The organism is Streptomyces sp. NPDC057486 (genome assembly GCF_042802415.1).
Lineage (GTDB): Bacteria > Actinomycetota > Actinomycetes > Streptomycetales > Streptomycetaceae > Streptomyces > Streptomyces yanii.
The window spans coordinates 1-22,701 of the sequence record NZ_JBHVEE010000069.1 but is presented as its reverse complement, the minus strand read 5'-3'; the positions used below and the strand labels follow the sequence as shown (position 1 = coordinate 22,701).

Sequence of the window (22,701 nt, the reverse complement as noted above, 5' to 3'; positions counted from 1 at the left end):
TCAGTCACCCGCGACCCGGCGGTCCGCCCGGGGTGGCGCCACGTGGTCCTCCGTGGTGGGGTCCCGCGATCCGCACTGCGGGGGATCCGATGACGCCGTCGTACGACCGCATCCGCCACCACGCCTCCCGTCGCCACGGATGACCGGGCGCGGGTGGATCGAGGAGGGTCCGGCGGAACGGCTTCCTGTCGTTTCGGGCGACGAGGCGGCGCAGCTCGGCCTGCGGCCGGGGCGGCAGCAGCGCCAGGACGTCGTCGAGCACGTCCCTGGCAAGGGTCACGTCGTCGAGCGAGCAGCCCCGGCAGTGGCAGTCGGCGAGGCCGGGGTGCAGCGTGCGGCCCGGGAGGCCGAAGAAGGAGTGACAGCGACGCACGGCTGCGGCTGTGACACCCGGGAAGACCGTGTACCCATCGTTCTCGTGCTCCACACGACGGATCGCGGCGCCGGCGCAGAGGGACAGCCGGTGATCCTGCCCGGCTCGAACAGCCGTCCGGGCGTTCTCTGCTGGGCGGCGCGCAGCGCGCCGGGCTGCTTACGCGGCATCGGCCCTTCGGCAGGGAGGAGTCAGGGCGGTCATACTGCCACGGCACGCCGACAATCAAGGGGGTACCGGAGTGCGTACGCGTATGAGGGGTATGGCCAGTGCTGTGCGGAAACGGCTGGGCCGGTTCCGCTGGAGCAGGCTCTGGGAGACCTGGCCGCGACGGATCGCGCTCGGCCTCGTCCTGGTGATCGTGATTCCGGTGGTCACGGCGGGTGTCGCGCTGCGGATCAACTACTTTGGCGATCCCGGCGCCGGGACCCGTACCCGCGGCCGTGATGCCGTCTGGCTCGGCCACGCCTGGGTCGACGGGCGCAAGACCGACAAGGACCTCGCTGCGTTTGCCGCCCGGATCAGGGGGACCGGGATCAAGGACCTGTACGTCCATGCCGGGCCCCTGGAACACGACGGCACGCTGCCCACCACCCGCTACCCGAGGGCGTCATGGCTGCTCGATGCCGTGCACCGCACTCTGCCGGGCATCCGGGTGCAGGCCTGGCTCGGCGACGTCCTGGCCACCGAAGGTCCCGACGGGCTCCGTCTGGAACGGTCCGCGTCCCGCACCGCGGTGGTCGCCTCCGCGCGGCAGATCCTCGATGCCGGTTTCGACGGTGTCCACTTCGACCTCGAACCCCTGCACTCCGGCGACCGGCACTATCTGTCGCTGCTCGACGACCTGCACGCCCTCACACAGGCCCGATCGGCACCGCTCTCCGTCGCCGCCCACCAGATCGATCCGCTGCCCGCCGCGCACAGTGTCGTGGGCACGCTCAGCGGCAGCCCCAAGTGGTGGTCGCAGAAGTTCTTCGGGCAGGTGGCGCGACGGGTGGACCAGATCGCCGTCATGTCGTACGACAGCTGGATGCCGCTGGAGGGCATGTACGGCGGCTACGTCGCGGAGCAGACAGCGCTCGCCCTCGAAGTGACCCCCCGGGAGACCGACCTGCTGATGGGCCTGCCGTTCTTCCACGAGGACGATCTCGGGCACCACGAGTCGGCGGAGACGGTCGAGGCCGCGGTCCGCGGCACCAGACTGGGTCTGGGACGCACGGACCGCGGCCGGGAACGGTTCGGGGTCGCGCTCTATGTGGACTTCGCCGCGCGGGAAGGTGACTGGGCGGCGTACCGCGAGGGCTGGAACTGACCCCGCCGCCGGGGGTCAGATGGAGAACCGCTCCTTGGCGAGCAGCGGACGCACCTTCGACCGGAACCCGCCCGTCCGGAAAGGCTGTTGCAGCAGACCGGGGCGGATCGCCTGGGCCAGTGCCGCGGCGATCATGCCCTGGTCGAGGGCGAGCATGTAATCACTGACCCGTCCGGTCCGGACATTGACGGAGTCCCGGAAGCCGTAACCGTCGTGGTAGGCGCCGAAGTCGCGGTCGAGCGCCCGCAGGTTGGCCATCGCCTCCACCGGTGCGTACGGCAGGGCGAGGAACGATGCGTGCGGGGTGACCACACCGTTGGTGAACGCCGACGCGGGCGGCAGCGGCGCGCCGTCCGTGGTGTACGTGCGGTCGGTATTGGAGGTATAGCCGTCGATCTGCATGCCGATGGCGTCGACGCCGTACTCCTGGTAACCGCCCTCGGGAATGTTGGCGGGGGAGAAACCCCAGTACCCGTACTTCGCTTCGTCCATGCCGTGTTCGATCTGGCTGCGGACGTAACGCTGGTGGGTGAGGCCCCAGGACTGCGGCGACCACTCCGGCTCCGGCACGAACAGCGGCACCATCAGCGCCTCGAACATCGAACCACCCCAGCTGGGGATGATCTTCCGGCCGCGGTGGGTGTAGTGGCCCTGCCAGACGCGGACGCCGTCCATGGCGACGTACGAACCCTGCGGATACTGCTCCTGCCCGTGCTCCGGAAGCATCGTGCGCAGCAGGTGCCAGTAGTGGTCGGGCGGCAGTGATCCGTCCGCGATGCCCAGGTAACTGGCCATGCGGGGCTCGGTGTTGAGCGCGCCGTAATGGTGGCCGGTGGGCTCCTCGGTGTCGGTCCAGAAGCCGCCGCGCAGCTGGCCGGGCCCGGCGGCCGGGTCGGCCGGGTCGTACGGCGTGTAGTAGTACGACCAGTCGGCGGCAGCCAGGATCCGGGAGATGCGCGGGCGCAGCGCGGGCGAGGCGTCGGCGGCGATGCGCAGGCCGGTGATCAGCCAGGCGTTGTCGACGGAGGAGAGGAACGGGCGGACCGGGTCGCCGGTGCCGGGCCACTCGGTCAGCACCGAACCGTCGTGCGCGTCGTACCAGTTGAGCCAGAAGCCGTGGTGGCGCTCCAGCTTCTCCACGGCCTGCACGGCGCGCTCCAGCCTGCGGTGCATTGTGGCGTCGCTGATCACGCCGAGACCGCCCGCGGCCACGGTCGACCAGAGCCCGCAGCCGATATTGGTGGGCGAGGTCTGGCGGGACTGGACGGGGCCGCCGGATCCGCTGACATCGATCTTGTCCGTGGCCAGACCGAGGTCGGTCGTCATTGCCTCGATCGAGTGGTACGTGTCGCGGAACCAGCGCAGCAGCAGCGGTGTATCAAAGGCATGAACAGGATGCGCGGTACGAGTGGGTCGACCGGATCGAGCGGTCGGAGCGGCGCTCGCGGAGGACGCGGATGCGACTCCGAAGGACAGGGCGGCAGCCCCGGTCCCTGCAGCGGTGATGAACGTGCGACGGTCCATGAAGGTCCAGCTCCCGGTGGCAGAAGGGGGATGGGGGGATTTCGTGGCGTGCTCGATGCGGCGGCAGGAAGACAGCCGCGGGTGTGGCTGCGCCGGTGGCGCGGTTTTCGGGTGTGGCTGTCGGCGCGTCCGAGGCCGTGGGGCGTCGGGCGCGCCGAAGGGTGCAGTGCGGGAACCGGCGGCCGTCAGGTTCCGCCGGTTCCCGCACTGGAGGGGGCCGTCAGGTGGCTCCCGGTCTGTGGGGTTTCGTCAGTCGGCGATGCGCGGCAGGGTGCGGGTGCGGCCCATTTCGCCCAGCCAGACGGCGGACGGCTTCGGCAGCCGCTCGAAGGTCTCCGGGTTCCAGCCGATCAGACCGAAGGTGGGCTTGTAGGAGCCCCACTCGTAGTTGTCGAGCGCGCTCCACGCCAGATAGCCCTGAACGTTGAGACCGTCCTGCAGTGCGGACGCGACCTCGTTCAGAGCCCCGGTGTAGTAGTCGACCCGGCGACTGTCGACATCGGTCGCGATGCCGTTCTCGGTCACGATCAGCGGCATCTCGCTGCCGACCACCTCGGCGGTGTGGCGCAGCGCGTAGCCCACCGCGGACGGGTAGTACTCCCACTGCGTGAGGGTGCGCTCGACGCCCTCGGCCGTCGGGATCGGTCCGTCGGCGCCGATCCTGGTGCGGGTGTAGGACTGGACGCCGATCCAGTCGTCGCCGCGGGCGGCCTCGATGAAGATGTCCTCGCGCGGGTAGCGGTACGCGGCCGTGACGTCCTCGGCGCCCGGGAGCGCCTGGTAGACCTGGTTGGCGATGGTCCAGCCGACCTGGATGTCGGCGTTGATCGCCTTGACCTCCTTGACGGCGGCGTGGTGGGCGGCGATGACGGCCTGGGTGGTCTCGTCGTCCGGGGTCGGCAGCCCGGCCGGCGGGAAGCTGTTGTCGCCCCGCTTGGCCTGGCCGGCCATCACGGCGATCATGTTGGGCTCGTTGATGGTGCAGACGTGGCTGACGTCCTGGCCGATCACCGGTGCGCAGGCTGCGACGTAGCGGGCGAAGAGCTCGGTCGCGCCCTCGGCGGTCCAGCCACCGCGCGCCTCGAACCACTGGGGCACGGTGAAGTGGTGCAGGGTGATCATCGGGCGCAGGCCGCGCTCGACGGCGCCTTCGACCATGCGGCGGTAGTGGGCGAGTTCGGCCCGCGAGAACTGGCCCTCGGCCGGCTCGATGCGCGCCCACTCGATGGAGAACCGGTAGTCGGTGAAACCGAGACCGGCGAGTACGTCCATGTCCTCGTGCCAGCGGTGGTAGCTGTCGCAGGCGTCCAGGCTGGGCTCCTGGATGTGGGTGCCCGCGGTGTGTTCCTTGACCCACCAGTCGCTGTTGGTGTTGTTGCCCTCGATCTGGTGGGCGGCCGTGGAGGCACCCCACAGGAATCCTTCGGGGAACGGGACCTGGGTGTGAGTCATCGCAAAATGTCCTTCTGGTGCATGGAGGGGTGTGGCCGACAGGGGAGTGGGGTGCGGCCTTGTGCGTTTTGGCCGGGCGGGCTACTTCATGCCGGCCGTGGCAATGCCCTGGGTGAAGTGGCGCTGCAGCGCGATGAACAGGACCAGCACGGGCAGCACGACCAGGAACGCCCCGGCCATCAGCATGCCGTTGGAGCCACCAGCCTTGTTGGGGTCCGTGGCGAAGGTCGCGAGTGCTACCGGCAGGGTGTATTTGTCCGGGTCGTTGGTCGCGATCAGCGGCCAGACGAAGTTGTTCCAGGAACCGAGGAAGGTGAAGATCGAGAGCGTTGCGAGGGCAGGCTTCACCAGCGGCATCACGATCCGCCAGAAGATGTACCACTCGCCGGCGCCGTCCATCCGGGCCGCTTCCAGCAGTTCGTCCGGGATCGACTGCATGAACTGCCGCATCAGGAAGACACCGAAGGCTCCGGCGGCGAAGGGCAGCACGAGCCCCGCGTAGGTGTCGATCAGCTGGAGCTTGCTCATCAGCACGAAGAGCGGCAGCAGCATCAGATTGCCGGGCACCATCAGGGCGCCGAGGACCAGCCCGAAGATCTTGTTGCGCCCGATGAAGTTCAGCTTGGCCAGGGCATAGCCGAGCATCGAGCAGAACACCAGGTTCGAGAGGGTGACCAGCACCGCCACGATCACCGAGTTCATGAAGTACAGCGGCAGATCGAGCTTGTCGAGCAGGTCCCGGAAGTTGTCCAGGGTCCACTCGGTGGGGATCCACACCGGAGGGCTGGCCGACAGTTCGCTCGACGTCTTGAAGGCCGAGAGAGCCATCCAGAGGAACGGTGCCGACATGATCAGCAGACCGACCGAGAGCAGGACGTAGACCAGCGGCCGCTTGGGGTTCCGGGTCTTCTTCACGCCCTGGGGCCGGATCGGCTCCTTCGACTTCGCCGTCGGGACGGCGCCGGGTGCACGGGTGGCGCTCATTTCGTGTTGTCCTTCAGCAGTCGGAGCTGGAGCACAGTGATGCCCATGATCACTACGAAGAGGACATACGCCATGGCGCTCGCATAGCCCATGTGGAAGAAGTTGAAGCCCTCGCGGTACATGTTTAGCGAAACGGTGAGGGTGGAGTCCGAGGGCCCACCCTGCGTCATCACGAACGGTTCCTCGAAGACGTTGAGGTAGCCGATGGTGGTGATGACCGTGGCGTAGAGGAGCGTGGGCCGCAGCAGAGGCACGGTGATCCTGCGGAACTCGTGCCAGACGCCGGCACCGTCGAGCTTCGCCGCTTCCCGCACTTCGGTGGGAATGGCCTGCAGGCCGGCGATGAAGAGCACCATGACCGTGCCGAGGTTGCGCCAGACCGCCATGGCGATCATCGACGGCATCGCCAGCGTCTCGGAGCCGAGGAAGTCCGGAGGGGTGAGGCCCACTTCTGTGAAGAGGCCGGCGATCAGCCCGTCGCTCGGGTCGAGCACAAAACGCCAGACCACGGCGACCGCGACGATCGTGGTGACCACCGGAGCGTAGAAACCGACCCGGAAGAAGGTCCGCGCCCGGTCGATGCCGTTGTTCAGCAGTACCGCGGCGACCAGACCGAGGAAGATCGTCAGGGGCACACCGATGACCACGAAGTACGCAGTGTTGAAGAGCGACTTGAGGAACTTGTCGTCACTGAACAGATTGACGTAGTTCTCGAGACCGATGAACTTCGCGTCCAGCGGGTGCGTGACATTGCGCAGCCCGAAGTCGGTGAAGCTCATCAGCAGAGTGGCGAGGATCGGGAACGCCATGAAGACGGCGAAGAGGACGAGGAAGGGAGTGGAGAACAGCCAGCCGGCCGCGTTCTGCACACCCATCGAAGCCCTCTTGCGACCCCGGCGCCCCTGTGGCCCGGCGGCCGGGGACGCGGAGGTCCCCGGCCCGGCCTGCACCTTGGCCGACTGTGCGGCCTGTCCGGTCGTGGTGCTCATGGCTCCTACTTCACGAGGCCTTCGATCTGGGACTGCGCCGTCTTCAGCGCGTCCTCGGCGGAAGCCTTGCCCTGGGTCACCTTCGCGATGGCCTGGTCCACCTTGTCGGTGATCTCGGTCCACTTGGCCAGCGAGGGCGAGGACTTGGCGGTGTCCATCTGCTTCTTGAACACCTGGAGGTTGGCGTCGTCGGCGAGCGTTCCGGAGGTCCAGGCCGCGGTGTTGGCGGGCAGGTCCTTGGTGCGCTTGTACCAGTCGGCCTGGCCCTTGGCGTCGGTCAGGTACTTGATGAACTGCGTGGCAGCGGCCTTGTGCTCACTGTCCTTGGAGATCACCAGGGAGGAGCCGCCCGCCATCGAGACGGAGGACTTGTCGGCGGGGACGTTGGCCACCGCCCACTTGCCCTTGAGCTGCGGCTGGCCCTCGTCCAGCAGGGTCACGTGCCAGGGGCCGCCGAAGAACATGGGGACGCGGCCGTTGCCGAAGTCCTTCACGACGTCGTAGCCGGGCTGCACGGACTTGTTGGAGAGACCCTTGTCGAAGTACGAGCCGTACTCCTTCAGCGCCTTGACGGCCTCAGGGCTGTCGATGACGGCTTCGCCCTTGTCGTTGACGATCTCGCCGCCGGCCGAGTACAGGAAGGAGTAGAAGTTCTGCACCGTGTCCAGGCCGCTGGGCTGGATGGACAGGCCCCACTTGGTACCGGCCTTCTTCTGGTAGGCGGTCGCGAGGTCCTGCATCTCCTTCCAGTTGGTCGGGGCCTTGTCGATGCCGGCCTTCTCGGCCAGGTCGGTGCGGTAGTAGAGGACGCGGGTGTCGACGTACCACGGCACGCCGTACGCGGTGCCGTCCACCTCGCCCTGGTTCCAGCCGGAGGCGAAGAAGTCCTTCTTGTCGAAGGTCTTGGTGTCCACCGGCTCCAGGACGCCCAGCTCGGCGAACTCGCCCATGTAGCTGCCGCCCATCTGCGCCACGTCCGGCAAGGTGCCGGCGGCGGCCGCGGAGACCAGCTTCTGGTGGGCGACGTCCCAGCCGACCGGGGTCACCTTGACGGTGATGTTCGGGTGGGACTTCTCGTAGACCTTCGCCACATCCGCGAGCTTCTCGCCCTCGGCCCCCATGGCCCAGACGGTGATCGTCTGCTTCTTGTCCGCGGCGACGTCGTCGCCACCGGAACTGCCGCACGCGGTGAGGCCGAATGCGAGAGCGACTGCTATGCCGACCGAGGCGGTTCTGACGGTGCGGGACATGGAGGGCTCCTCCTTGAGCAATCCGAATGTATGCGCTGCCTGTAAGCGCATACATCACTCTGCGGCACATATTCGGGGATGCGCAAGAGGGTGCTAGGTCACACTCGTGCAACGTGTCGGTCATCTGAATGTTCAACTTTGGAACCGTAAACGGGGTGTTTGTGGATATGAAACCGATGTGACCGATTCGGTAAGTGGTCTGGACCGCGGATGGTGGGGCGATACTGTCGCGATCATGGCTCCGTTCACGCATGACTTCCCGTTCGATCCGTCCTACGGGCGCTCGCTCGATGAGCTCCTGCGCGTCCCGCCGCCCGCCGCCCCGGGCGATTTCGCGGCCTTCTGGCGAGCCCGCCACGACGAGGCCCGCAAGGTCGCCACGGAGCCGCGGATCGGCCCGTCGGAGGGGGAGCGCGACGGGCTTCGGATCCACGGTGTGACGTACACCTCCGTGGGTGGGGCCCGGATCGGCGGCTGGCTCGCACTGCCTGCCGAGGGGGCGGCGGAGCACGGATTCGTGATCGGCCACGGCTACGGCGGCCGGCAGGAACCCGGGCCCGATCTGCCGCTGCCGCTGCCCCGGTCCGCCGCGATCCTGCCCTGTGTGCGTGGCATGGGCAGCCGCGGCCTGCAGCCGGGCATTCCCGACGCGGCCGACGCGCATGTCCTGCACGGCATCGAGTCGCGCGACACGTATGTCATCGGCGACTGCGTGGCGGACCTGTGGTGCGCGGCCTCGGCGCTGCACGAACTCGTCCCGGAGCTGGCTCCCGAGGGCGGGCAGGGGGCTCCTCGCCTGGGCTACCTCGGGGAGAGCCTCGGCGGTGGACTCGGCGCGCTGGCCCTGCCGTGGGACGACCGGTTCGGGGCCGCTCAGCTGACGGTGCCGACGTTCGGGAACCACCCGCTGCGCCTCACGCTGCCGTGTGTCGGCAGTGGTGAATCGGTGCGCGCGTACCACCGGGAGCACCCTGAAGTCACCGATGTGCTGCGGTACTTCGACGCGGCGACGGCCGCCGCGCAGGTGGGGTTGCCGACGCTGGTGGCGGCCGCGCTGTTCGATCCGGCGGTGCCGCCGCCCGGTCAGTTCGCCGTACACAATGCGCTCACCGGGCCGCGGGAACTGCAGGTGCTGAGCGCGGGGCACTTCGAGTACGAGGGGCTTGCCGCGGAGACGGCGGAACTGCGGGAGAACCGGCGGCGGTTCTTCGGTACGTACCTGGCCTAAGGGCTGCCCCGGGGGGCCGGGATCAGCCGGCTGCCGGGTCGTCCTCGGGCGCCCGAGGGGCTGGGACGCGTGCCCGGCCGTGGGTGACTTCCGGCGTCCGTCAGCCGCAGCCGCAGCTGGCCCGGCGGGCCAGCGAGACCGGGAGCATGAGGGAGACCGGGGGGCGTTCCCGGTTGCTCAGGCGCTGCACCAGCAGTTCGACCGCCTGCTCGCCCAGCTGGCGGATCGGCTGCCGTACGGTCGTCAGTGGCGGTCGTACGATCCGGCTCAGCGGGATCCCGTCGAACCCGGTCACGGCGATGTCCTCGGGCACCCGCACCCCCCGGCGCTCCAGTGCGCGCAGTGCGCCCACCGCCATCTGATCATTGGCGAACAGCATCGCCTGCGGACGTTCGGAGTCGCTGAGGCCCGCGTTCCGGTCCAGCAGCGCCTCTGCCGTCCGAGCGCCCTCGGCCTGCGTCATCATCTCGGCCCGCAGGTCCGGTGCCTCCGGCACCGGGAGCCCGGCGTTCCGGCAGGCCTGCTGGAAGCCGCGGAACCGTGCCTCCGCGTCCGGGGACTCCACCTCGCCCCCGATGAAGGCGAGCCTGCGCAGCCCGTGGTCCTCGATCAGGTGGCGGGCCAGTTCGCGTTCGCCGTCCGCGTTCGCGACGACGATGTGGTCGAGGTGGTCGATCTCGCGCGGCCCGGCGAGCATCACCACCGGCAGCCGGCGCGATATCACTTCGAGGTCCTCGGTCGGCACGGTCTGCGCCAGTACGGCGAAGCCGTCGACCCGGCCCGCGACCTTCGCGACGAGGCTCTCCGGCCCGCCCTCCAGCGATGCCGCGATCAGCAGGGCGTATCCGTGCCGCCGCGCCGCCCGTTCCATGCCGCGGATGATCTGGTCGGAGTAGAGCATCACCGCGTCGTCGGCGTCGCTGTCCGCCTCCGCGTCGGCCTCGGCGTCAGGGTCGGCGTAGTCGGGGAAGCAGAGTCCGAGCACACCGGTCGTCCGGCTGGCCAGTCCGCGGGCGTTCCCGCTGGGTACGTAACCGAGCTCGCGGGCCGCTTCGAGAACCCGTTCGCGGGTCTGGGCGCGGACGGAATCCGGGTTGCGGTAGACCCGCGAGACCGTCGCGATCGAGACCCCCGACCGCTCGGCGACGTCGTACACCGTTGGGGCGCTCACCCGACCGACCGTCCGCTTCTTCTTCCGTACCGAAATTTCTTCTGAAAGCGCATTCACCCTAGATCGCGGGGTCGTGCACGAGCAAGGTCCCGAGCGGCTCGGAGGAAATAGACAGGCAACCTTGCAAGATGGCCTGTGCATCTTTTACCTTGGGGATATGCGGGAACCGACATCGTCCGAAGACGCACCCCTCGAGCTGGGCGCCGAGCAGGTGGCGACGCAGCTTGTCTCCGTCGTCAACCGGCTGCTGCGGCGGCTGCGCACCAGTTCGTCGGACAGCCTGCTCACCCCCACCCAGCGCTCGGTGCTGTCGCGGCTGGACCGGGAAGGTCCGGACACCACGGCCGGGCTGGCCCGCGCGGAGTACGTACGGCCCCAGTCCATGCGGCTGACCCTCGGCGCGCTGGAGAGCCAGGGGCTCGTCGAGCGGGCCGCCGATCCCGCCGACGGCAGGAAGTCGGTCGTGTCCATCACCGGATCCGGCCGCACCACGCTCGACGCCGTCCGGGCCGCCAAGCACAACTGGCTGGCCGAAGCGATTGCGGCCGGACTCGACGGCGACGAGCGCCGCACCGTCGCCGAGGCCACGGCCCTCCTCGACCGCCTGGTCGAGAAGTGACCGCCTGCGAACCGATACCACTACGGGCGGCCGGCGACCGGCCGGCACCGGAAGCGGCCTCCGGCCCGGCCGCCGCCACCGCACCCGCGCCCGGCCCGGCCGCCGCCGCAGCCCCCGGCCCGGCCGCCGCCGTCCCCGGCTTCAGCGCCCGCCTCACCGCCCCGCTGCTCCTCGGCTCCGTGCTCAACCCGCTCAACACCACCATGATCTCCACCGCCCTGGTGGCGATCGGGCATCACTTCGGCATCGGTGCCGCCGACATCGCGTGGCTCATCTCGGTCCTGTACCTCGCCAGCGCTGTGGCCCAGCCCGTTCTCGGCAAGCTCGCCGACGCCCTCGGCCCGCGCCGTGTCTTCCTCGCCGGTCTGGTCGTCGTCATCGCATCCGGCCTGGTCGGGGCGTTGGCGCCGAGTTTCGGCTGGCTGATCGCGTCCCGGCTGCTGCTCGGCATCGGTACGTCGGCCGCCTACCCGGCCGCCATGGCAGTCCTGCGCGACGAGTCCGCCCGGGTCGGCCGCGCCACCCCGCGTCCCGTCCTGGCCCGGCTCTCCTTCGCCGCGCTCGGCAGCGCGGCCGTGGGGCCGACGCTCGGCGGGCTGCTCGTCATGGTGGTCGGCTGGCGCGGCATCTTCGCCGTCAATGTGCCCGTCGCCCTGATCGCGCTGGGCGCCGCGCTGCTCTGGATCCCGGCGGATCCGCCGCGCACGCGCGCCGCGGACGGCCGTGCGCCCCGCCCCGACGTGGATCCGCTGGGCATCGGCCTCTTCTCCACCGCCCTGACCGTGCTGGTCTTCTTCCTGCTCGATCTCGCCCACCCGGTGTGGTGGCTGCTCGGCCCCTTCGCCGTGCTGAGCGCGGCCCTGGCGTGGTGGCAGCTGCGCCGCCCGCAGCCCTTCATCGATCTGCGGATGCTGGCGGGAAACGCCGCGCTCGCCCGCACGTATCTGCGGCACGGGCTGAGTTATCTGCTGATCTACTGCGTGATGTACGGATACACACAGTGGTTGGAGGAGGTACGCGGCTACTCCTCCGGGCACACCGGACTGCTGATGCTGCCGATGTCGGTCGCCGCCCTGGTCTGTTCGCTGCTCGGAGCCCGCACGAAGGGCATCCGCGGCCCGCTCACACTGGCCTGCGTCCTGCTGACCGTCGGCGCCGCGATGATGGTGTTCCTCTCCGGCTCCACCCCGCTCGCCCTGCTGCTGCTCGCCGGAGCCTGCTTCGGCATACCGCAGGGGCTGATCGGTACGAGCAACCAGGCCGCTGTCCAGACGCACGCACCACCGGAGAGCATCGGCTCCGCCGCCGGACTCCAGCGCACCGCCCAGTACATAGGGGCCATCACTGCGTCCAGCCTGATCGCCCTCGCCTACGGGCAGTCGCCGAGCGACGGCGGACTCCATCTGATGGCAGCGGTCTCGGCCGTGCTCGGCCTGCTGCTGATCGTGCTGACCGTCACCGACCGCGCACTGCGCACCTCTCACCGACACCCACCGACAAGAACCGAGCAAGGAGCTCCACCATGACCGCCACCACCCTGGACGCGAAGACCGCCCTGGTCGTCGTCGATCTCCAGAAGGGCATTGTCGGCCTGCCAACCGCCCATCCGGCGGCCGACGTCGTCGCCAACTCCGCGACCCTCGCCGACGCCTTCCGGGCCAAGGGTCTCCCCGTCGTCCTGGTCCGTGTCACCGGCGGCGCCCCCGGCCGTACCGAGGGCCCCCGGCGCTCCGGGCAGCCCGCCGCCGACTGGGCCGAGATCGTCCCCGAGCTCGGCCCGCGCGAGGGCGACGCCGTGGTCACCAAGCAGCAGTGGGGCGCCTTCCACGGCACCGATCTCGACCTTCAGCTGCGCCGCCGCGGCGTCACCCAGGTCGTGGTGACGGGAGTCGCGACGAGCATCGGCGTCGAGTCCACCGCCCGGGCCGCGCACGAGCACGGCTACCACGTCACCGTCGTCACGGACGCGGTCACCGACATGGACGGCGGCTCCCACACCAACAGCATCGAGAAGATCTTCCCGAGGCTCGGCGAGACGGACACCACCGAGGCGATCGTCAAGCTGCTCGGCTGACCGGCATCAGGGAGCCTCCCGCCGTCGGATCCTGTTCCCCAGCCACACCAGCGGGTCGTACTTGCGGTCCACCGCGCGCTCCTTCAGCGGGATCAGCGCGTTGTCCGTGATCTTGATGTGCTCGGGGCACACCTCCGTACAGCATTTCGTGATGTTGCAGTAGCCCAGCCCGTGCTCCTCCTGCGCCGTCGCCTTCCGGTCGAGTCCCGCTTCGGAGGCGGCGTCCAAGGGGTGCATGTCCAGCTCGGCGACCCGCATCAGGAAGCGCGGTCCGGCGAACGCCGCCTTGTTCTCCTCGTGGTCGCGCACCACATGGCAGGTGTCCTGGCAGAGAAAGCACTCGATGCATTTGCGGAACTCCTGCGAACGCTCCACATCGACCTGCTGCATCCGGTAGTCGCCCGCCTTCACGCCTTCCGGCGGTACGAAGGCGGGCACCTCCCGTGCCTTGGTGTAGTTGAAGGTCACGTCCGTCACCAGATCGCGGATCACCGGGAACGCCCGCAGCGGAGTGACGGTGATCGTCTCGTCCCGGTCGAACACCGACATACGGGTCATGCACATCAGTCGTGGCCGTCCGTTGATCTCCGCGCTGCACGAACCGCACTTGCCCGCCTTGCAGTTCCAGCGCACCGCCAGATCGCCCGCCTGACCGGACTGGATCCGGTGGATGATGTCGAGGACGACCTCGCCGTCATTCACCTCGACCGAGAAGTCCTGCAGGTCACCGCCGTCGGCGTCGCCGCGCCAGACCCTGAACCGGGCTTCGTAGCTGCTCACTCGTACAGCTCCTCTTCGGCGAGGTACTTGACCAGCTCCTCCTTGTCGAAGAGGGAGAGCAGGTCCGGTCGGATGGGTTCGGTCGTCTTCCGTACGAGTTCGATCCGGCCGTCCAGCGGCAGGGCGCCGTCGTCGGACGGCCGGCAGAGCAGATTGACCGGCCGCCAGGAGCGCTCCATCGTCGGACAGTCCTCGCGGGTGTGACCGCCGCGGCTCTCCGTGCGTTCCAGCGCGGCGCGGGCGATGCACTCGCTGACGAGCAGCATGTTCCGCAGGTCCAGGGCGAGGTGCCAGCCCGGGTTGAACTGGCGGTGGCCCTCGACCCCGGCGCGGCGCGCCCGTATCCGCAGCTCGGCGAGCTTCTCCAGCGCCTGTTCCATCTCGGGTGCCCGCCGGATGATGCCGACCAGGTCGTTCATCGTCTGCTGGAGTTCCTGGTGGAGGGTGTACGGATTCTCCGCCGGCCCCCCGGCGGCGTCAGGCTCCTCGGCGCTGAACGGACGCAGTGCCTCCGCCGCCGCCGCGTCGATCTGTTCCTCGTCCACCACCGGCGGTTCACCGATCCCGCTCGCGTACTCGGCGGCGTGCAGTCCGGCGCGTCGGCCGAAGACCAGCAGGTCGGAGAGGGAGTTGCCGCCGAGCCGGTTGGATCCGTGCATACCGCCGGCGACCTCGCCCGCCGCGAACAGACCGGGCACGGCGACGGTTGCCGCGGTGTCCGAGTCGACGGCGATCCCGCCCATCACGTAGTGGCAGGTCGGGCCGACCTCCATCGCCTCCGCCGTGATGTCGACATCCGCCAGCTCCTTGAACTGGTGGTACATCGAGGGCAGCCGCCGCCGGATCGTCTCGGCCGGCATCCGGGTGGACACGTCCAGGAAGACGCCACCGTGCGGTGAGCCGCGGCCCGCCTTCACCTCGGAGTTGATGGCGCGGGCGACCTCGTCGCGCGGCAGCAGCTCGGGCGGGCGGCGGTTGTGGTCCGGGTCCTCGTACCAGCGGTCGCCCTCCTCCTCCGACTGCGCGTACTTCTCCTTGAACACATCGGGGACGTAGTCGAACATGAACCGCTTGCCCTCGGAGTTGCGCAGCACCCCGCCGTCGCCGCGCACCGACTCGGTGACGAGGATCCCCTTCACCGACGGGGGCCAGACCATGCCGGTCGGATGGAACTGTACGAACTCCATGTTCAGCAGGGGCGCGCCCGCCAGCAGCGCGAGGGCGTGGCCGTCGCCGGTGTACTCCCACGAGTTCGACGTGACCTTGAAGGACTTGCCGATGCCGCCGGTGGCGAGGACGACCGCGGGCGCCTCGAGGACGAAGAAGCGGCCGGACTCGCGCTCGTAGCAGAAGGTCCCGCTGACCCGCCCGCCGTCCTTGAGCACCCGCGTGACGGTGCACTCCTGGAAGACCTTCAGGCGGCCCTCGTGGTCGCCGTGCTCGCGGTGGTCCTCCTGCTGCAGCGAGACGATCTTCTGCTGGAGGGTGCGGATCAGTTCGAGGCCGGTACGGTCCCCGACATGGGCGAGCCGTGGATACTCATGGCCGCCGAAGTTGCGCTGGGAGATCTTTCCGTCCGGCGTACGGTCGAAGAGCGCCCCCCAGGTCTCCAGCTCCCAGACCCGGTCCGGCGCCTCCTTGGCGTGCAGCTCCGCCATCCGCCACTGGTTGAGGAACTTCCCGCCGCGCATGGTGTCGCGGAAGTGCACCCGCCAGTTGTCCCCGGAGTTCACATTGCCCATGGAGGCGGCAATGCCGCCCTCCGCCATGACCGTGTGTGCCTTGCCGAAGAGCGATTTGCAGATGACCGCGGTACGGGCCCCGCGCTCCCGCGCCTCGATGGCGGCGCGCAGCCCGGCGCCTCCGGCACCGACCACGACGACGTCCCACTGCTGCCGTTCGAGCTCAGTCATTCAGAAAAACCTCGGATCGTCGAAGGCGCCGGAGGCCACGAGATACACGTAGAAGTCGGCGACCGCCACGCTGATCAGGGAGGCCCAGGCGAGGAGCATGTGCCGGGCGTTCAGCCGGCCCACCCAGCCCCACAGCCGGTAGCGCACGGGGTGCTTGGAGAAGTGCCGCAGCCGGCCGCCGATGATGTGGCGACAGGAGTGGCAGGACAGGGTGTACGCCCAGATCAGCGTGATGTTGATGAGGAAGATCAGGGAGCCGAGGCCCATGTGGCCCCAGGCGTAGTGCTCGTCACGGAAGGAGAGCACGGTGTCGTACGTGAGGATTCCGGCGACCGGCACCGCGGCGTAGAAGAAGTACCGGTGGATGTTCTGCATGATCAGCGGGAAGCGGGTCTCGCCGGTGTACGTCGTGTGGGGCTCGGCGACCGCGCAGGCCGGGGGTGAGGCCCAGAAGCCCCGGTAGTAGGCCTTGCGGTAGTAGTAGCAGGTCAGCCGGAAGCCGAGCGGGAAGATCAGGATCAGCAGGGCGGGTGAGAGGCCCCACCAGCTGCCGAGGATTTCCCAGTTCGGGCCGTGCCGCATGGGGGCGCAGTTCTCCGCCAGACAGGGCGAGTAGAACGGCGACACATAGGGGGCGGCGTAGTAGTCGGCGTTCGAGAAGGCCCGCCAGGTCGAGTAGACGATGAAGGCGAGGAGCCCGCCCGCGGTGACCGCGGGCGCCAGCCACCAGCGGTCGGTCCGCAGATGGCGGGCGGCGATGGCGGCCCGCGAGGCGTCGTGCACGCCGGTCGGCCGGGTGGCGGGTGCGCCGCGCCGCGCGGGGTCCTTGCGTCGAGATGGTTCCGTACCTGGTGCTGTGCCGGTGGCCAAGGAACTCTCCTAGGGGGCGTGCCTGCCGCGGACGCCCAGACCCTCGTCGTCCGAGTCCGTCCACAGGCTGGCGTCGTACGGCGCCTCGGTGATCGTGATGACGCCGTCGACGGGATCGGTGCCGGCGGCGGGTCCGGGCGGCTGCGGACCGGTGTCGGCCGCGCGCAGCTGCGCAAGGCTCCGCTCCAGCCGTCCGACGGTGCGGACCAGGTCGTCGAGGCAGTGCTGAACAGCAGTCAACTCGTCCTGCAGTGACATGACTTGCTCTCACCTCCGCGGTCGCGGGTGGCAATGCTCATGCGCATGCGAGTGTCGCGCGTCACATGCCCTTTGGGAAGGGAGCGGGCCGCCCCGTCTTCGCGCGGTGCTCCGCCGCCCGGGTGAGGTTCGCGGGCCGAGCGCCGTGTCTGCGCCGTCTCGCGCGCGTGGGCGCCTTCATTGGATGAGCGGAACCAGTGTGATCAGCATTCAATGCCACTAAATACGCACAATCTGGTCCATTCGCGTACGGGTGGGCCGGGCCGGCCCCGGAGGTATCAGCCATGTCCCACGTCGGCGTCCCGCGCGGGACAGTCCGAAAGCGCCGCTCGCTCGCGCTCCTTGTCGCGGGCGTGCTCACGATCCCGGCGCTCGCCGGGTGCGGCAGTTCGGACGAGGACGCCACCGCAGCCATCGCCGTTCCGCAGGACGTGGCCCCCGCGGGCCGGGGCCAGGTCGCCGAGGGCGGCACGGTCAACTGGGCGATCGACGCGATGCCCGCGACCTTCAACGCCTTCCAGGCGGACGCCGACGCCACCACCACACGCATCACCGGGGCGCTGCTGCCGACGCTCTTCCCGCTCGACGCCAAGGGCACCCCGCGGATGAACACGGACTACCTGAAATCCGCAGAGGTCGTCGAGCGCGAACCCAAGCAGGTCGTGCTCTACCGGCTCAACCAGCAGGCGGTCTGGAGCGACGGCCGGGACATCGGAGTCCCCGACTTCGTCGCCCAGTGGCGGGCGCTCAGCGGCAAGGACTCGGCGTTCTGGACCGCCCGCAACGCCGGCTACGAGCGGATCGAACGGATCGAGCGCGGCGCCGACGACCTGGAGGTCCGGGTCACCTTCGCCAAGCCGTACGGGGACTGGCGCTCCCTGTTCTCCCCGCTGTACCCCAAGGAGGTGACCGGCTCCCCGAACGCCTTCAACGACGGAGCGCGGACCACGCTCAAGGCCACCGCAGGCCCCTTTCAGCTGCGCAGCGTGGATCAGGGGAAGGGCGCCATCACGCTGGTCCGCAACCCGCGCTGGTGGGGTGGCCAGGCGAAGCTCGACTCGATCGTCTTCCGCGCGGTCAAGCCGAAGGACCGCACCGCGGCGCTGGTCGAGGGCAAGGTCGACATCGCCGATGTCGACGCGGCGGCGGCGCACCGGATCGTGGCGGCGGGACGGGACAAGGGAGGCAACGGGCAGCCGCTCACCCACGGCCCCGGCTGGGAGAACGGCCCGGCTGCCGCGATGCGCTCCTGGGCCGTGGCGCACGGCTCGGACGAGAACGCGGCGGCGGTCGCCCGGGCGGCCAGGGAGAAGACCAGGGCGGCCGCCGAGGTGTACGCCTCCGAGCAGGACGGGCTGCGCGCCTATGTCCTCCGCAAGTCGCTGGAGCCCGCCTACACCCAGCTCGCGCTGAACGGCGAGTCCGGGCCACTGGCCGACAACCGGGTGCGTCGCGCGGTCGCCCGGGCCCTGAACCGCCAGGAGATCGCCGACGCCGTACTGAGCCCGCTCGGCCTGCCCGCCGCCCCGCTCGGCAGTCACCTGGCAGTGGCCGGACAGCGTGGCTACCACGACAGCAGTGACGTGCTCGGCGACCAGGACACCAAGGCGGCGCAGGCGCTGCTGGCGGACGCCGGCTGGACCCGGGACGGCGCGGCGAAGAAGCCCGACGGCACGAAGGCGGGCAGCGAGGGCGAGAAGACGAAGGGCAAGTCGGCCGAGGAGAAGGCGGACAAGACCGCGAAGGACGAGAAGGCGGCGAAGTCCGGCAGCGACAACAAGCCGGGTGACGACGAAGGATTCGGCCGCGTCCTCGCCCCCGCTCCGGCCGCCGCCGTCCAGAGCGCCGCACTGCTGCGCCAGGCCGGAACCTTCTCGGACGCGCACGCCGACGCCCGCCCTGCCGAGGGCACCCGGGAGAAGGTCACGGCCCAGGAACGCGGGCCGGGCGGCGCCGCAGGCGCCTACGCCCCCGCCGGGACTGCGGCTCCGGCGGCCCCGGCGGGGGCCGCCGACTCCGCCCGCGGCCCCCTCGGCAAGGACGGCAAGTCGTTGACCCTGCGTTTCGTCCTGCCGTCCGGACCCGGCTCGGAGTCGTTGCGGACCGTGGGGGAGAAGATTTCGGCCATGCTCGACGCGGTCGGCATCCGCACCGAGATCATCAAGGTCTCGGACGCCAGCTACTTCAAGGACCATGTCGCGTCCGGCGACTACGACCTGGCGCTGTACTCCTGGCCCGCCACCGCCTACCCGGCCACCGACGACCGGCCGATCTTCGCCAAGCCGGTCCCCGCCACCGACGGTTCGCTGCTCGTCGAGCAGAACTACACCCGCGTCGGTACGGACCACATCGACCAGCTCTTCGACCAGGCGGTCTCCGAACTCGACGAGGGAACTGCCCAGGACCTGATGAAGCAGGCGGACGCCCGGATCTGGGCGGCTGCAGGATCGATTCCGCTGTATCAGCGCCCACAGCTCGTGGCCACCGACAAGAAGCTCGCGAATGTCGGCGCCTTCGGCTTCGGAGTCCCGCACTACCAGGACATCGGTTTCAAGAAGCCGCAAGCGGCAGGACCCCCCGCGAATCGTAAGAAATAGCAGGTCAGGGCCGCAGCAGAAGCTCAGAACTGGCTCAATTCCCTTGCCCGCCGAGGCACTCGGCGGGCAAGGTCGTGCCTACCTGTTGACCCGGGCAATCAATGCGCGGACACCCCCACCGCTGCGCATCCCCTCCCCGCCGAAGTCGCTCGACTGCTGCCGCGGCGAGCGGCCCCCGGCCGGGAGCGTGTCCGAGACCGTCGGTGAAATTCACCGGAAGACATGACCACGGGGGCAGAAACACGGGGCGCGAGGACGGTGGGCTGCCGCCGCGTCGACGGGCGGGGCGACGGCTCCGGCCCGGAGGACGGCGGACAGGGGCCCCGCCCGGGCGGCCGGACAGCGGGTATGTGGCGTACAGCACCCTCCGGCTGGACGAGGCCGATTTCCGCTCCTCCGCGGCGGGGGAGCGGAGGGCGGGCAGACCGTCGGACATGTGGCGAACTGAAGTGTTTCGGGTGCCGGAGTGGTCGGCTGTGACCAGGCGTCCGGCGCGAACGGCGCCCGCCGCGGCCCGCGCAGCCGACGGCTCCGGTCGCCGTCCGTGAGCGGCCGGTAACCCTTGCCCGGGAAGCCGCTACGGCGTCAGCCCCGTACCATGGGGGGTAGCCGTGGCGCGTCCGCCCGGCGGGCGTACGAGGACTTGAGACCGACTAAGACGCCTGATCCCACGATCCGAGAGAAGCGCAAGCCACCCATGCCCACGCGCCACGACATCCGTAACGTAGCCATCGTCGCCCACGTCGACCACGGCAAGACCACGCTGGTCGATGCCATGCTCAAGCAGGCCGGCGCCTTCGCCGCGCACGCCGCCGAGCACCTCGACGACCGCATGATGGACTCGAACGACCTGGAGCGTGAGAAGGGCATCACGATCCTCGCCAAGAACACGGCGGTGAAATATCACCCCAAGGACGGCGGGGACCCGATCACGATCAACATCATCGACACCCCCGGCCACGCCGACTTCGGCGGCGAGGTCGAGCGCGGTCTCTCGATGGTGGACGCGGTCGTGCTGCTCGTCGATGCCTCCGAGGGCCCGCTCCCGCAGACCCGCTTCGTGCTGCGCAAGGCGCTCGCCGCGAAGATGCCGGTCATCCTCTGCATCAACAAGACGGACCGCCCGGACTCCCGGATCGCCGAGGTCGTCGACGAGACGTACGACCTGTTCCTGGACCTGGACGCGGACGAGGACCAGATCGAGTTCCCGATCGTCTACGCCTGCGCCCGTGACGGCGTCGCCTCGCTGACCAAGCCGGAGGACGGCACCGTCCCGGCCGACAGCGACAACCTGGAGCCGTTCTTCTCCACGATCCTGTCCCACGTCCCGGCCCCGGAGTACGACGACGAGGCCCCGCTGCAGGCCCACGTCACCAACCTGGACGCCGACAACTTCCTCGGTCGTATCGCGCTCTGCCGCGTCGAGCAGGGCGAGCTGCGCAAGGGCCAGAGCGTCACCTGGATCAAGCGTGACGGCACGATGTCCAACGTCCGCATCACCGAGCTGCTGATGACCGAGGCGCTCACCCGCAAGCCGGCCGAGAAGGCGGGCCCGGGCGACATCTGCGCCATCGCCGGTATCCCGGACATCATGATCGGCGAGACGCTGGCCGACCCCGAGAACCCGGTCGCGCTGCCGCTGATCACGGTCGACGAGCCGGCCATCTCGATGACCATCGGTACGAACACCTCGCCGCTCGTCGGCAAGGGCGGCAAGGGCCACAAGGTCACCGCCCGTCAGGTGAAGGACCGCCTCGACCGCGAGCTGATCGGTAACGTCTCGCTCCGCGTCCTGGACACCGAGCGCCCCGACGCCTGGGAGGTCCAGGGCCGCGGTGAGCTCGCGCTGGCCATCCTCGTCGAGCAGATGCGCCGTGAGGGCTTCGAGCTCACGGTCGGCAAGCCTGAGGTCGTCACCAAGCAGATCGACGGCAAGACGCACGAGCCGATCGAGCGCATGACGATCGACTCCCCCGAGGAGCACCTCGGCGCGATCACGCAGCTGATGGCGACCCGCAAGGGCCGCATGGAGACCATGACGAACCACGGTTCGGGCTGGGTCCGCATGGAGTGGATCGTCCCGTCCCGCGGCCTCATCGGCTTCCGTACGGAGTTCCTGACCCAGACCCGTGGCACGGGCATCGCGCACTCCATCTTCGAGGGCCACGAGCCGTGGTTCGGCGAGCTGCGCACCCGCCACAACGGTTCGCTGGTCGCCGACCGCGCGGGTTCCGTGACCCCGTTCGCGATGGTGAACCTCCAGGAGCGCGGTGTCATCTTCACCGAGGCCGGCACCGAGGTCTACGAGGGCATGATCATCGGCGAGAACTCCCGCGCGGACGACATGGACGTGAACATCACCAAGGAGAAGAAGCTCACCAACATGCGTGCGGCCTCCGCGGACACCACGGAGAACGTGGTTCCGGCCCGCAAGCTCTCCCTGGAGCAGTCCCTGGAGTTCTGCCGCGAGGACGAGTGCATCGAGGTGACCCCGGAGACCGTGCGTATCCGCAAGGTCGTCCTCGACCAGAAGGAGCGCGGCCGCGCCGCGTCGCGCGCCAAGCGCTGACCTCGTAGGACCCATTGACACCGGGCCCGGGCCCTCGCAGACACTGTGGGGGCCCGGGCTTTTCGTCAACTCGATTTCCTGCCCGGGGTGTCCGGATATCGGGCGTCGCTCTCCGGAACATGTGTTAACGGTCCGTTTCGCGGGTGTCTGTCTGGGATCGCTTTGTCCGGATTTCGGTCAACCGGGCCGGGTCGATGTTGTCAAACCGAGACCCTTTAAGTGTGGTTTACAGCCCGGGCGTACTTAATAGTTGGCTCCATTGAGCTCGGGTCAATGGGTCACGCACTGTGGGGAGTGCCGACTCACGAGCACACTCGAGGCACTGAAACGATCACCGTCAGGGGTGTCGGTGTATCACGCCAGTGCCTTTCTTGCAGTCAAAAGTGGACTCATGAGGAGGAAACCCATGCGTGGTGCCAAGAGCGCCAAGTGGGTCGCGGGAGCGGCCATCATCGCCCTGGCTGCGACCGCCTGTGGTGGCGGCGACGACAGCGGCAAGGGCAAGGGGAGTGACAGCGGCAAGGGCGCTGTCAACGCCAACGGCATCTTCTCCGTCGAGGTCGGTGAGCCGCAGAACCCGCTGCAGCCGGCGAACACGATGGAGTCGAACGGCAGCATCGTCACCGACGCGATCTTCTCGCAGCTGGTCGACTACGACCCCTCCGGCAAGCTCGTGATGGTCAACGCGGAGTCTGTCGACACCAAGGACAGCAAGCTCTGGACGGTCAAGCTCAAGAA

General features: G+C 69.2%; 18 protein-coding genes and 1 pseudogene. 8 read left to right on the top strand and 11 right to left on the bottom strand.

The features are described 5' to 3' along the window. Window positions 1-4: 4 nt before the first annotated feature. Entirely contained in the window at window positions 5-427 is a 423-nt protein-coding gene (locus tag ACFU6I_RS28140; RefSeq protein ID WP_384371733.1) for a hypothetical protein, read from the bottom strand. 199 nt (window positions 428-626) lie between these two features. On the opposite strand from ACFU6I_RS28140, the gene ACFU6I_RS28135 reads away from it, so the two are divergent. Then, on the top strand, window positions 627-1,685 hold the full coding sequence (locus ACFU6I_RS28135; protein ID WP_384371770.1) for a hypothetical protein: 1,059 nt from the start codon (window positions 627-629) through the stop codon (window positions 1,683-1,685). Between the two features lie 15 nt (window positions 1,686-1,700). Here the strand turns inward: ACFU6I_RS28135 and ACFU6I_RS28130 are convergent, their stop codons facing one another. The 5 genes from ACFU6I_RS28130 to ACFU6I_RS28110 all read right to left on the bottom strand — a co-directional run bounded on the left by ACFU6I_RS28130 (window position 1,701) and on the right by ACFU6I_RS28110 (window position 7,884). Further along, window positions 1,701-3,209, bottom strand: coding sequence for a glucoamylase family protein (locus tag ACFU6I_RS28130; RefSeq protein ID WP_384371731.1), 1,509 nt, complete (start codon window positions 3,207-3,209; stop codon window positions 1,701-1,703). A gap of 249 nt (window positions 3,210-3,458) precedes the next feature. Continuing rightward, window positions 3,459-4,661, bottom strand: coding sequence for a glycoside hydrolase family 1 protein (locus ACFU6I_RS28125; protein WP_384371729.1), 1,203 nt, complete (start codon window positions 4,659-4,661; stop codon window positions 3,459-3,461). An 81-nt stretch (window positions 4,662-4,742) separates the two neighbouring features. Then, complete coding sequence (locus ACFU6I_RS28120; RefSeq protein WP_384371727.1) at window positions 4,743-5,645, bottom strand: carbohydrate ABC transporter permease; 903 nt, start codon at window positions 5,643-5,645, stop codon at window positions 4,743-4,745. Further along, complete coding sequence (locus ACFU6I_RS28115; RefSeq protein WP_384371725.1) at window positions 5,642-6,634, bottom strand: carbohydrate ABC transporter permease; 993 nt, start codon at window positions 6,632-6,634, stop codon at window positions 5,642-5,644. The genes ACFU6I_RS28120 and ACFU6I_RS28115 overlap by 4 nt, the downstream gene beginning before the upstream one ends. Before the next feature lie 5 nt (window positions 6,635-6,639). Then, window positions 6,640-7,884 carry a sugar ABC transporter substrate-binding protein gene (locus ACFU6I_RS28110; protein ID WP_384371723.1) on the bottom strand — a complete coding sequence of 415 codons (1,245 nt, stop codon included), beginning with the start codon at window positions 7,882-7,884 and terminating at the stop codon, window positions 6,640-6,642. Between the two features lie 235 nt (window positions 7,885-8,119). Here ACFU6I_RS28110 and ACFU6I_RS28105 point away from each other — a divergent pair, with 235 nt between their 5' ends. Next, on the top strand, window positions 8,120-9,112 hold the full coding sequence (locus ACFU6I_RS28105) for an acetylxylan esterase (protein WP_384371721.1): 993 nt from the start codon (window positions 8,120-8,122) through the stop codon (window positions 9,110-9,112). Between the two features lie 100 nt (window positions 9,113-9,212). Here ACFU6I_RS28105 and ACFU6I_RS28100 read toward each other — a convergent pair whose 3' ends face one another. Then, window positions 9,213-10,283 carry a LacI family DNA-binding transcriptional regulator gene (locus tag ACFU6I_RS28100; RefSeq protein WP_384371719.1) on the bottom strand — a complete coding sequence of 357 codons (1,071 nt, stop codon included), beginning with the start codon at window positions 10,281-10,283 and terminating at the stop codon, window positions 9,213-9,215. Window positions 10,284-10,440: 157 nt separating this feature from the next. Between ACFU6I_RS28100 and ACFU6I_RS28095 the strand changes: the two genes are divergently transcribed. The 3 genes from ACFU6I_RS28095 to ACFU6I_RS28085 are packed head-to-tail and all read left to right on the top strand — an operon-like array spanning window position 10,441 to window position 12,976. Then, complete coding sequence (locus tag ACFU6I_RS28095) at window positions 10,441-10,902, top strand: MarR family winged helix-turn-helix transcriptional regulator (RefSeq protein WP_384371717.1); 462 nt, start codon at window positions 10,441-10,443, stop codon at window positions 10,900-10,902. After that, entirely contained in the window at window positions 10,899-12,428 is a 1,530-nt protein-coding gene (locus ACFU6I_RS28090) for an MFS transporter (protein ID WP_384371715.1), read from the top strand. The genes ACFU6I_RS28095 and ACFU6I_RS28090 overlap by 4 nt, the downstream gene beginning before the upstream one ends. Next, window positions 12,425-12,976: an isochorismatase family protein gene (locus ACFU6I_RS28085; RefSeq protein WP_384371713.1), complete on the top strand. Its 552-nt coding sequence runs from the start codon at window positions 12,425-12,427 to the stop codon at window positions 12,974-12,976. The genes ACFU6I_RS28090 and ACFU6I_RS28085 overlap by 4 nt, the downstream gene beginning before the upstream one ends. A gap of 6 nt (window positions 12,977-12,982) precedes the next feature. Here ACFU6I_RS28085 and ACFU6I_RS28080 read toward each other — a convergent pair whose 3' ends face one another. From ACFU6I_RS28080 to ACFU6I_RS28065, 4 genes are read right to left on the bottom strand one after another with little or no spacing between them, the layout of a single operon-like run. Then, window positions 12,983-13,756: a succinate dehydrogenase/fumarate reductase iron-sulfur subunit gene (locus ACFU6I_RS28080; protein WP_384371711.1), complete on the bottom strand. Its 774-nt coding sequence runs from the start codon at window positions 13,754-13,756 to the stop codon at window positions 12,983-12,985. Further along, a complete protein-coding gene (locus ACFU6I_RS28075; RefSeq protein ID WP_384371709.1) occupies window positions 13,753-15,669 on the bottom strand; it encodes a fumarate reductase/succinate dehydrogenase flavoprotein subunit in 1,917 nt (638 codons plus the stop codon). Before ACFU6I_RS28075 ends, ACFU6I_RS28080 begins: the two co-directional genes overlap by 4 nt. Continuing rightward, on the bottom strand, window positions 15,670-16,539 hold the full coding sequence (locus ACFU6I_RS28070; protein ID WP_384371707.1) for a hypothetical protein: 870 nt from the start codon (window positions 16,537-16,539) through the stop codon (window positions 15,670-15,672). Window positions 16,540-16,548: 9 nt separating this feature from the next. Beyond that, window positions 16,549-16,797 carry a hypothetical protein gene (locus tag ACFU6I_RS28065; RefSeq protein ID WP_345510563.1) on the bottom strand — a complete coding sequence of 83 codons (249 nt, stop codon included), beginning with the start codon at window positions 16,795-16,797 and terminating at the stop codon, window positions 16,549-16,551. Between the two features lie 284 nt (window positions 16,798-17,081). Between ACFU6I_RS28065 and ACFU6I_RS28060 the strand changes: the two genes are divergently transcribed. The 3 genes and pseudogenes from ACFU6I_RS28060 to ACFU6I_RS28050 all read left to right on the top strand — a co-directional run. After that, window positions 17,082-19,394, top strand: a complete 2,313-nt coding sequence (locus tag ACFU6I_RS28060) for an ABC transporter family substrate-binding protein (RefSeq protein ID WP_384371706.1) — start codon at window positions 17,082-17,084, stop codon at window positions 19,392-19,394. A 697-nt stretch (window positions 19,395-20,091) separates the two neighbouring features. Beyond that, window positions 20,092-21,963, top strand: a complete 1,872-nt coding sequence (gene typA, locus ACFU6I_RS28055; RefSeq protein ID WP_384371704.1) for a translational GTPase TypA — start codon at window positions 20,092-20,094, stop codon at window positions 21,961-21,963. A gap of 406 nt (window positions 21,964-22,369) precedes the next feature. Continuing rightward, window positions 22,370-22,701: pseudogene (locus ACFU6I_RS28050) on the top strand (ABC transporter substrate-binding protein); the annotation flags it as partial.

Coding starts and splice junctions, on each gene's coding strand:
- ACFU6I_RS28075 (WP_384371709.1), bottom strand. CDS start 15,669: ATGACTGAGCTCGAACGGCAGCAGTGGGACGTCGTCGTGGTCGGTGCC.
- ACFU6I_RS28110 (WP_384371723.1), bottom strand. CDS start 7,884: ATGTCCCGCACCGTCAGAACCGCCTCGGTCGGCATAGCAGTCGCTCTC.
- typA (WP_384371704.1), top strand. CDS start 20,092: ATGCCCACGCGCCACGACATCCGTAACGTAGCCATCGTCGCCCACGTC.
- ACFU6I_RS28130 (WP_384371731.1), bottom strand. CDS start 3,209: ATGGACCGTCGCACGTTCATCACCGCTGCAGGGACCGGGGCTGCCGCC.
- ACFU6I_RS28135 (WP_384371770.1), top strand. CDS start 627: ATGAGGGGTATGGCCAGTGCTGTGCGGAAACGGCTGGGCCGGTTCCGC.
- ACFU6I_RS28125 (WP_384371729.1), bottom strand. CDS start 4,661: ATGACTCACACCCAGGTCCCGTTCCCCGAAGGATTCCTGTGGGGTGCC.
- ACFU6I_RS28120 (WP_384371727.1), bottom strand. CDS start 5,645: ATGAGCGCCACCCGTGCACCCGGCGCCGTCCCGACGGCGAAGTCGAAG.
- ACFU6I_RS28095 (WP_384371717.1), top strand. CDS start 10,441: ATGCGGGAACCGACATCGTCCGAAGACGCACCCCTCGAGCTGGGCGCC.
- ACFU6I_RS28065 (WP_345510563.1), bottom strand. CDS start 16,797: ATGTCACTGCAGGACGAGTTGACTGCTGTTCAGCACTGCCTCGACGAC.
- ACFU6I_RS28105 (WP_384371721.1), top strand. CDS start 8,120: ATGGCTCCGTTCACGCATGACTTCCCGTTCGATCCGTCCTACGGGCGC.
- ACFU6I_RS28115 (WP_384371725.1), bottom strand. CDS start 6,634: ATGAGCACCACGACCGGACAGGCCGCACAGTCGGCCAAGGTGCAGGCC.
- ACFU6I_RS28085 (WP_384371713.1), top strand. CDS start 12,425: ATGACCGCCACCACCCTGGACGCGAAGACCGCCCTGGTCGTCGTCGAT.
- ACFU6I_RS28060 (WP_384371706.1), top strand. CDS start 17,082: ATGTCCCACGTCGGCGTCCCGCGCGGGACAGTCCGAAAGCGCCGCTCG.